Raw genomic sequence first — 10,488 nt, 5'->3', positions numbered from 1 at the left:
GCGAAACGCACCATTTTGCGACCTTAGTTGGTTATGGTGCAAATGCGGTCAACCCGTACTTAGTAGTAGAAACCATCGTTGATCTGCAGCGTCGTAATAAACTCAATGCCGATCTCCCACTCGAGAAATACTTCGAAAACTATCGTAAGGGAATCAACGCTGGCCTACTGAAGATTTTCTCTAAAATGGGCATTTCAACCCTACAGTCCTACCACGGCGCACAAATTTTTGAAGCCTTAGGGATCAGTAAAGCCGTTGTCGATAAATACTTCACCGGCACCATTACTCGTATTCAAGGCCTAACACTAGATGACATTGCCAAAGAAGTTGTTGTTCGTCATCGCATTGGTTATCCAACTCGTGACATCCCGCTACAAATGCTCGATGTCGGTGGTATTTACCAATGGAAACAACGAGGAGAAAAGCACCTATTTAATCCTGAAACCATTCATCTGCTTCAGCAGGCAACCCGCAATAAAGACTATCAGCAATTTAAACAGTATGCGGCAGCCGTAGATAGCCAAGGCGACAAAGCTGTCACGCTGCGTAGCCAACTGGATTTTATTAAAAATCCGGCCGGTTCTATTCCCATTGATGAAGTCGAACCGATTGAAAACATTGTAAAACGTTTTGCAACTGGCGCGATGTCATTTGGTTCTATCTCTCACGAAGCTCACTCAACCCTCGCTGTTGCGATGAACCGGTTAGGTGCAAAATCGAACTCTGGTGAAGGGGGAGAAGATCCCGCTCGTTTTATTCGTAAAGAAAATGGTGACTGGGAACGCTCTGCCATCAAGCAGGTCGCTTCTGGTCGTTTCGGTGTCACCTCTTACTACCTAACCAACGCTGATGAAATTCAGATAAAAATGGCGCAAGGAGCGAAACCCGGTGAAGGGGGACAGCTGCCAGGTGATAAAGTCGATGATTGGATCGGAGCGACTCGTCACTCGACGCCTGGAGTCGGCCTTATATCACCACCACCACACCACGACATTTATTCTATTGAAGATTTGGCTCAATTGATCTTTGACTTAAAGAACGCTAACCGTAAAGGCCGCGTTAATGTCAAATTGGTATCAGAAGCGGGAGTTGGTACTATTGCTTCTGGGGTTGCTAAAGCCAAAGCGGATGTGGTGCTGATTGCCGGTCATGACGGTGGAACTGGCGCATCGCCGATTTCATCGATTCGCCATACAGGGCTACCTTGGGAACTGGGTTTAGCAGAAACCCACCAAACACTACTGAAAAATGGCTTACGTAACCGTATCGTGGTACAAGCCGATGGGCAGATGAAAACGCCGCGCGATATCGCTATCGCCACGCTACTTGGTGCAGAGGAATGGGGTGTTGCAACCGCTGCGCTTGTCGTTGAAGGGTGTATCATGATGCGTAAGTGCCATAAAAACACCTGCCCTGTTGGGATAGCTACGCAAAACAAAACACTCCGTGAACGTTTTGATGGTCGTGTTGAAGATGTTGTTACCTTCTTCCAATATATGGTGCAAGGTTTACGCGAAATTATGGCTGAACTTGGCTTCCGCACCATTGATGAAATGGTCGGTCAAGTACAAAAATTGAAAGTCCGTGATGATATTGGCCATTGGAAATACAAAAACCTCGATCTATCGACCTTATTACACTTTGAACCACCACGAGAAACCGATGGTATCTATTGTCAAACGGCACAAAATCATCAGCTAGCGCATGTTCTGGATCGTCAATTAATCGAAATCGCCAAGCCCGCACTTGAACAAGGTCTGCCAGTCAACGCGCAATTCCCGATCATTAATACCGATCGCAGTACTGGCACAATGCTGTCAAATGAAATTTCAAAAGTGTACCAAGACCAAGGGCTACCTCAACCGATGCACGTGAAGTTTAATGGCAGTGCCGGACAATCTTTTGGTGCATTCCTAGCGAAAGGGGTCCATTTTGAGGTGGAAGGTGATGCGAACGACTATTGGGGTAAAGGGCTATCTGGCGGTACTTTAGTTCTCTATCCAAACCGTGCAGCAACCATCACAGCTGAAGATAATATTGTAGTCGGCAACGTCTGCTTTTATGGAGCAACCTCTGGTGAATCATTCATCCGAGGCTTAGCCGGTGAACGCTTCTGTGTCCGAAATTCTGGTGCGAGAGTTGTTGTCGAAGGCGTTGGTGATCACGGTTGTGAATACATGACGGGAGGGATTGCGATTATCTTAGGCTCAACCGGTCGGAACTTTGCCGCGGGAATGAGTGGTGGTATCGCCTACGTCTGGGATAAAACGGGGGATTTCCATCAAAAACTCAACTCAGAGTTGGTGGATCTCGATCCGATTGAACCAGAAGACAAAGCGTTATTAAAAGATATGCTCACTAAACATGTCCAATTCACAGGAAGTGAAGTGGCAAAAACGTTCCTAAACGATTTTGAACACCACTTAGCCTCAATAGCTAAAGTAATGCCAAGAGACTATAAGGCCGTCCTTCAAAAACGTCAGGAAGCCGCAGCGACAACGGAAGAAGCGGAGGCTATGTAAATGGGAAAAGCAACTGGATTTTTAGAGTTTGGTCGTGAACTGCCAAAAAAAATCGACCCGGCAGAGCGGATCAAGAACAACCATGAATTCGTTCTGAATCAAGAGTTTGGAAATAAAATCAATCAGCAAGCAGCACGCTGCATGGATTGTGGGGTACCATTTTGCCATAGCGGATGCCCGATTGGTAACATCATTCCTGAATTCAATGATGCGGTTTATCGAGATAGTTGGGAAGAGGCTTGGCAAATCTTAAGTTCAACCAATAACTTTCCCGAATTTACCGGGCGAGTTTGCCCCGCCCCTTGTGAAACTTCGTGCGTACTCGGTATTAACCAAGATCCGATCACCATTTGTAATATCGAAAAAACCATCGTTGAACGAGCGTATCAAGCAGGTTATGCCAAACCGAAAACACCACGTTCACGAACGGGGAAAAAAGTCGCCATTATTGGTTCTGGTCCTGCTGGACTGGCTGCTGCAGAGCAACTCAATAGTGCGGGCCACCAAGTTACGGTTTATGAACGAGATGAAAAAGTCGGTGGGTTACTGCGTTTTGGTATTCCTGACTTTAAGCTAAGTATGGCGGTCATCGATCGAAAAATTGATCTCATGGCGGAGGCTGGCGTTCAATTTGTCGTCAATACTCACGTCGGTATCGACATCAATGCTCAGCAATTACGTCAAGAGTTTGATGCTATCTTACTGACTGGAGGTTCAACCGTTCCTCGTGATCTTCCAATCCCTGGCCGTGAACTAAAGGGCGTTTATTTTGCAATGCAATTTCTCGCGCAAAATAACCGTCGAGCAAACAACATGGATCTAAAAGGTGAAGAGATTCATGCTAAAGGGAAACATGTGGTGGTGATTGGTGGCGGTGATACTGGCTCTGACTGTGTTGGTACCTCTAATCGTCATGGGGCTGCAAGCATTACCCAAGTAGAAATCATGCCGATGCCACCAGAAAAGCGTCCTGCTAATATGCCTTGGCCGCAATATCCGATGATTCTTCGCACCTCCACTTCGCATGAAGAAGGGTGTGAGCGTCATTGGAATATTCTCACTAAAGAGTTTATCGGTAACGATAAAGGTGAAGTGACTGCCTTACGCATTGCAGATATTGTTTGGCAAGACGCCGCTCCCGGTCAACGCCCAGAGTTTAGTGAGGTGGCGGGAAGTGAACGGGTCATTCCTTGTGATATGGCTTTCCTTGCCATGGGCTTTCTTCACCCAGAACCGCAAGGTGTGCTTGCTCAACTTGATATCAAGCTTGATGAGCGCGGAAACGTCGCCACTCAAGATTTTGCAACGAACCAAAAAGGCGTATTTGCCGCCGGAGATATGCGTACCGGGCAATCGTTAGTGGTTCGTTGTATTAATGAGGGGCGAGAGTCTGCTAGAGCAGTGGACGCCTTTCTGATGGGAAATACTCACCTTGAAGCAAAAGCCGATTCATTAATGCTCTCTGCTTAATCAAGCCTTCCCACTGCACTTAATATCGCAGTGGGTTCGTCGCTTTCCTGTTCATCCTTTCTAGCTTGGCTAACGTTAACGTTAGCCTTTTTTATTTGCTTACGTCTCATCACCTAGGGTCTGTTGACATACGTTTAACAAGTGTGAGCTAAGTTGAGGATATGCATCACCGGTTACCCGCTACGATAAATATCCGCTATGATTACTCTTTGTTCTGGATAGGAAAAGATCGTGAAACCATGGATCATGATCGGTTTGCCGATACTACTGACCGCCTGTAGCCAAGGAATTTCAGCCAATATGATTGACCGAACCTCAACCCCTTGTGGCAATAAACCCAATTGCGTATCAACTGAAGAACAACGAAGCAAATTTGCTATCGCTCCTTTTATTTTACGTCCGGGTGTGACACTTGATCAGATCGAACGTATTGCTTTAGCTCTCCCCGGTTCAGAAACCGCAGTAAAAACAGACTATTATTTACGTATCGAGTGCACAACTCGTATTCTACGTTTTGTGGATGATTTAGAACTGAAATTAAACGGCGATCAACTGATCGTCCGTTCTGAATCTCGAGTAGGATACAGTGATTTTGGCGTGAATCGTAGAAGAGTGGAAGCATTGAGAGAAAAGCTAAACGCTGCCGGTATGTTACTGTAAACCTTTAATTGAGTAATATATCTAACCATTCTCGCTCAAACCACAGACAACATGGTAAACTTTGGCCGTTTTATTTACTGATTAAGAGATATTGTATGAAAATTGGCATCATCGGTGCGATGCAACAAGAAGTCGCGATTTTAAAAGACACTCTCGAACATAGCCAAGAGGTCAATAAAGCGGGTTGTACCTATTACGTAGGCGAACTACATGGAGCCGATGTCATTGTTCTACAATCAGGCATTGGTAAAGTTTCCGCTGCCATTGGTACGGCGCTGTTGCTGAATGACTACCAGCCCGATGTGATCATCAATACAGGATCAGCCGGTGGATTTGACTCCAGCCTGACGATGGGTGATGTCGTGATTTCCAGCGAAGTTCGTCACCATGATGCCGATGTTACCGCTTTTGGCTATGAAATGGGCCAAATGGCAGGCCAACCCGCAGCTTTCATAGCCGATGAAAAATTAATCACCGTGGCCGAACAAGCATTAGCATCCATACCGGGCAAACACGCGGTTCGCGGATTGATCTGTACAGGTGATGCTTTTGTATGCACTGAAGAGCGTCAAAACTATATTCGTCAGCACTTTCCTTCTGTAGTTGCGGTGGAAATGGAAGCATCGGCAATTGCCCAAACCTGCCATCAATTTCAGGTTCCTTTTGTTGTGGTGCGCGCTATTTCTGATGTTGCGGATAAAGCCTCGCCCCTGTCATTCGATGAATTTTTACCCCTTGCTGCACAAAGCTCATCTGAAATGGTGGTAAAAATGGTTGAAATGCTGAACAAGTAACCCAGCTCTCATGGACGAACTTTCCACTTTTTTCAATGCCAATAGCGCGCTACTGATCATGTGGGGCGCATTGTTATTTCACTGGGTATTACCCATACCTCATACGGCTCATCCAGTGACGCTATGGCATAAATTTGCCGAGCTACTTGCCCAAAAGGTCAATACGCCCAGCAGCTATCAACAGAATTTAATTTCTGGCACCTTAGCTTGGCTGTTGATGGTTATTCCAACTATTCTACTGTGTATCGCCTTAAAACCATTGGTTTGGCACCCTCATTTATTTGAACTCGCATTACTACTGTTAGCCTTAGATTGGCGAAGTTGTGAAAAATTCACCCAACAGATGAGCGAGGCTCTATCAAATGAAGATAAAAAACTCGCCCGCCGTTTACTCATTCCTTTTGTTAATCGAGAAACTGACACCCTATCGTTATTGGGTCTTGGTAAAGCCAGTGTCGAAACCTTGATCATGAGGTTAGGGCGTCATCTGATCGGCGTGCTTTTTTGGTATGCCATTTTGGGAGGTACGGGAGCCTTTATCTATCGATTAATGGTAGAGTTAGCTCGCTGTTGGTCCCCTTCACGATCACAATTTCATCCCTTTGGATTACCTATTATTCGGATGGTTGCTGTCCTCGATTTTATTCCGCTACGAGGCTTCGCGCTGTTAATTCTCATGGGTAAACAGGCAAAACCAATACTTCAAGTGACGTTAATGCAAAGCCGCTCTTGGCCATTACCTGGCCCGGGTTGGCTGCTGTGCGCCGTAGGAAATAAATTACAATTATCGCTTGGTGGCCCCGCCATTTATGGTCAACAAAAAGCCATTCGGGCTAAAATCGGCGGACGTATTGCTCCAGCCAGCCTTCATCTGCAACAGGTTTACCGTCTACTTAGCCACAGAGTTTGGATCTGGATTGCACTACAAAGCCTCCTCTTATTGATCATTCATCAAGGCTTCTAAATGAAACGCCTCTTACTATTTTGTTCACTATTACTGACTTATCCTTGCATAGCATCCGCCGCTGAGCGCATTATCAGCTTAGCCCCTCATGCAACCGAATTAGCATTTGCTGCAGGTCTTGGTGACAAACTGATTGCGGTTAGTGAATTCAGCGACTATCCCGAGCAGGCCAAAATGCTTCCAACCGTTGCCAATTTTCAAGCAATCAACATTGAACGCATTGTCCGTTTACAACCGGATCTCGTTATTGCTTGGCCTGAAGGTAATGCCCTCCGCGAGCTAGAAAAACTGACAAGGTTAGGTATTCCGATCTTTTACTCGCACCCCAAGCAATTACTTGATATTGCGGATGAAATCGAGCAGTTAAGTCATTATGCAAAAAATCCTGCCGTGGGTCTGCAAGCCGCGAAAGACTTTCGCCAACAGCTTGACCAGTTACATCAACGGTATGCTCATCTCGCTCCAACTCGCTATTTTTATCAACTCAGCGAAAAACCCATCATCACCTTGGCACAGAACAACTGGCCCAGCGAGATTTTTCGTATTTGTGGCGGAGAAAATGTCTTTCAAAACAGTCCCTCGCCTTATCCACAGGTCAGTATCGAGCAAGTATTACTTGCACAACCTGAGGTTATTTTCACCTCTCAACATGCTATGCGTGATGGCACCATGTGGAACAAGTGGCGTGAACAACTGATGGTGGGCAAACCGTCGTACATTTGGCCACTCAACCCCGACTGGCTTAACCGTCCTACCCCAAGGACGCTCATGGCTATCGAACAGGTTTGTGGATACTTTGAACAAAAACAGGCCCCTTGATATCGCCAAAGTATTTGCTAAACTCGGCGACCAACTCATCTCTCCTGAACAATAAACCAGGAATGTAAAGCGAGCGATTATAAATTGGATACTTCACTGCTCTACCTTATTGATATGTTTGGCACCGCAGTGTTTGCCATTTCTGGCGTACTACTGGCAGGACGACTCAAGATGGATCCATTTGGTGTGGTGGTTCTGGCCAGTGTAACTGCAATTGGCGGTGGTACCATACGCGATATGGCTTTAGGGGCTACCCCTGTCTTTTGGATTACCGATACCACGTACTTGTGGGTAGTATTCATCACCTGTTTATTGACTATGTTGGTCGTTCGTCGCCCTAAACGATTATCTTGGTGGATACTTCCTGTGTGTGATGCAATAGGATTAGCCGTATTTGTCGGTATAGGTGTCGAAAAAGCATTGATCTACCAAGATTCAGCATTGATCGCCATCATTATGGGCGTAATTACTGGTTGTGGTGGTGGCATTATCCGTGATGTACTTGCTCGTGAAATTCCCATGATTCTTAGAAGTGAAGTTTACGCCACCGCCTGTATCATCGGCGGTTTGGTACATACTTGTGCCTTAAACTTAAACTATGACAGCTCCACCGCCTTTCTCTGCGGAGTAACGTCAACTCTAGCCATCCGCTTAGGGGCTATTCGTTGGCACCTTTCGTTGCCAACCTTTGCTATTGGTAAATAATTTCGGATAGAAAAAGTGATTAACGACGACGGATAAGCGGGTTTCCGTTCATTATATAATCGAGTATTATGGGCAACCCATTCCTACTTTTCATGAAATGATGCTACTCGAAGGAATCGAAACATTACTGGTTCTCAGTAAAGAGAAAACCATGAGCCGCACAGGAAGCCAGCTCTACATCAGCCAATCTGCGGTCAGTAAACGTATTGCTAACCTAGAAAATAAGCTAGGTAAAAAGCTGATTATGCCTGCCGGACGCTATATCAAACTTACCGCTGATGCAGAGCAGTTGATTGCCAATATCGGCCCAACTTTTAATGCATTGCATGGCTTAATTTTCGATCAGCAAGCTCTAGAAGATAGCACGCCGCTTCGCATGGATTGCTCAGAAACCTTAGTCGCGGGCTATCTCGCTGAAATAATGGGACGCTATCAGAAACAAGATCCACACCTTGTCATTACCACTAACCATACTCCAAGGATTGTCGAACATGTTCAATCGGGTAAAGCGACCTTAGGCTTCTGCGCAGGTTATCTGCCTGCTCATCACGGTTTACTAACCTTTCATTTAGGCGAAGAACCTTTTACCATCGTCAGCAAAGAAGCATTGCATTCACTGCCTAGCAAACTTATCACCAATGATTTAAATAATCCGGCTAACACTTACCAAGCCGCTATCTTACATAAGCAAGGCATTCGCTCAGCGATGGAGATGGACTCTTACACCGCCGCTGCACAACTGGCACTCGGTGGTATGTTACCCGCCTTAGTGCCACACTCCATGGTAAGAATACTGAAGATTGCCCCTCAATACTGCTTTCATTTTCAAGAATTAACCGAGCTAACTCGCCCCATCCATATTTGTTTACGTGCCAACCGGTATCGAAACACTAGAGTCCAAACATTGATAAAAGCGCTATATGATGCTGTTCCCAAAGCAGTTTTAGCGCCATCATCATCGACATAGTAATGACCAAAGGCCGGATCCAACGCTGGCCTTTAGTGATCACCACTTTTGCTCCCATACGAGCACCGATAAATCCGCCAACAGCCATGGTTAAGCCAATCTGCCAAATCGGCAGACCGGCGATTAAGAAAAAGATCAGCGCCGCAATATTCGAGGTAAAATTGAGCACCTTAGTACGTGCAGTCGCTTCAACTAATCCTAATTGCCCCAAAACGACAAAACAAACCGTAAAAATCGATCCGGTACCTGGCCCAAAGAAACCATCATAAAAACCGACACCCCCACCAATCATCAAGGCAAATACGGCTTCAGAAAGAGCTTTACGCCGATGAGGTTGTGTTTGTGGGGCCAACAAAAAATACAGTGATATAGCAATCAACAATAAGGGAATAAGGCTGGTCAACAACGATGCATCAATATATTGCACAGCTTCTGCACCAAGCGCCGCGCCGACAAAAGTACAGGCAATGGCCAAACGCATCGCTTTTAGACTCACGAGGCCTTGGCGCACAAAATAGAAAGTCGCCGAAAAGCTACCAAATGAGCTTTGCAATTTATTGGTGGCCAAGGCTTGGGTTGGTGGCACCCCAGCAGCAAGTAAAGCTGGCAATGTCAATAAACCACCACCACCGGCCATTGCATCAATAAATCCCGCAATGCCCGCTACTAAAAACAGCAGGCTCAATATCTCTAGTGAAAATTCCATTTCTTATCAACGCATTAAATAATAAAGACCAACCATAGCACTGCTGCAAGGATCAAAACAGCGAAACACAAGACGAGAACCTATTCTTATTTTTCATCAATCGAAAAATAAACCTAAATCACTGAGCATGATAGGTAGACAGCAAATGGCTGAGATTAAATAGATGTAGGTACACGATATGCGCGAAAGATAAACAGACCCTAGGCAAACAAAAAGCCCGCTTAATTCAGCGGGCAATTAGGTCAGTAATAAAGCCTGAACACGTTGTTTTAACTACGGGTTAGGCTAAGCTGGCTTTTACTTTTTCATGCAACTCCTGTACGGAAGTCACCGATGCTTTGGCATCTGCAGTATGAGACATACAGGTTGCAAACGCTGCATTCAAGGTGGTGGTATAGTTTACTTTTTCGGCTAATGCACCACGACGTAACACTTTTGAGTCTTCAATTGCTTGACGACCTGCTGCCGTATTCACAATGTAGGTGTACTCATTGTTTTTGATCCGATCAAGAATATGTGGACGCCCTTCATGAACTTTATTTACCAAACGAGGGTTAATCCCAGCTTCACCCAAAATGACCGCAGTACCATGTGTCGCATCCAGTTTATAACCTAACTTAATCAACTTAGAGGCTAAATCGACCACTCGCTCTTTATCTTCTTCACGAACGGATAATAATGCTCGGCCACTCTCAGGATACACATTGCCACAACCAAGCTCAGCTTTAGCAAACGCTTCCGCAAAAGTAGCACCAACCCCCATCACTTCACCAGTTGAACGCATTTCAGGGCCAAGCAATGGGTCAACACCTGGGAATTTATTAAAGGGAAGTACCACTTCTTTGACCGAGTAGTATGGCGGAATAATTTCTTTGGTAAAC

The 10,488-nt window shown here is 45.7% G+C and carries 9 protein-coding genes and 1 pseudogene; 8 read left to right on the top strand and 2 right to left on the bottom strand.

The annotated features are described in order from the left end of the window. The 8 genes from B7C60_RS19060 to B7C60_RS11880 form a co-directional block, all read left to right on the top strand. Positions 1-2,522, top strand: a 2,522-nt coding sequence (locus tag B7C60_RS19060) for a glutamate synthase-related protein (RefSeq protein WP_245869281.1), incomplete at its 5' end; no start/stop codon positions are given. Beyond that, entirely contained in the window at positions 2,523-3,992 is a 1,470-nt protein-coding gene (locus B7C60_RS11910; protein WP_099611834.1) for a glutamate synthase subunit beta, read from the top strand. A 300-nt stretch (positions 3,993-4,292) separates the two neighbouring features. After that, positions 4,293-4,652: a DUF1499 domain-containing protein gene (locus tag B7C60_RS11905; protein ID WP_099612029.1), complete on the top strand. Its 360-nt coding sequence runs from the start codon at positions 4,293-4,295 to the stop codon at positions 4,650-4,652. Positions 4,653-4,747: 95 nt separating this feature from the next. Next, positions 4,748-5,446 carry a 5'-methylthioadenosine/S-adenosylhomocysteine nucleosidase gene (gene mtnN / locus B7C60_RS11900; protein WP_099611833.1) on the top strand — a complete coding sequence of 233 codons (699 nt, stop codon included), beginning with the start codon at positions 4,748-4,750 and terminating at the stop codon, positions 5,444-5,446. 10 nt (positions 5,447-5,456) lie between these two features. Next, entirely contained in the window at positions 5,457-6,410 is a 954-nt protein-coding gene (locus tag B7C60_RS11895; RefSeq protein ID WP_099611832.1) for a cobalamin biosynthesis family protein, read from the top strand. Beyond that, complete coding sequence (btuF, locus tag B7C60_RS11890; protein WP_099611831.1) at positions 6,411-7,229, top strand: vitamin B12 ABC transporter substrate-binding protein BtuF; 819 nt, start codon at positions 6,411-6,413, stop codon at positions 7,227-7,229. A gap of 84 nt (positions 7,230-7,313) precedes the next feature. Further along, positions 7,314-7,934 carry a TRIC cation channel family protein gene (locus tag B7C60_RS11885; protein WP_099611830.1) on the top strand — a complete coding sequence of 207 codons (621 nt, stop codon included), beginning with the start codon at positions 7,314-7,316 and terminating at the stop codon, positions 7,932-7,934. Between the two features lie 100 nt (positions 7,935-8,034). After that, entirely contained in the window at positions 8,035-8,901 is an 867-nt protein-coding gene (locus B7C60_RS11880) for a LysR family transcriptional regulator (protein WP_099612028.1), read from the top strand. On the opposite strand, the gene B7C60_RS11875 is transcribed toward B7C60_RS11880, so the two are convergent. Both B7C60_RS11875 and carB read right to left on the bottom strand, forming a co-directional pair. Beyond that, entirely contained in the window at positions 8,825-9,607 is a 783-nt protein-coding gene (locus B7C60_RS11875; protein WP_099611829.1) for a TSUP family transporter, read from the bottom strand. The two genes, B7C60_RS11880 and B7C60_RS11875, sit on opposite strands and share 77 nt — an antisense overlap. A gap of 280 nt (positions 9,608-9,887) precedes the next feature. Beyond that, a pseudogene (gene carB, locus B7C60_RS19055) lies at positions 9,888-10,488 on the bottom strand (carbamoyl-phosphate synthase large subunit); the annotation flags it as partial.

The organism is Vibrio fujianensis, assembly GCF_002749895.1.
Taxonomy (GTDB): Bacteria; Pseudomonadota; Gammaproteobacteria; order Enterobacterales; family Vibrionaceae; genus Vibrio; species Vibrio fujianensis.
This window is presented reverse-complemented; position numbering and strand designations above follow the sequence as displayed.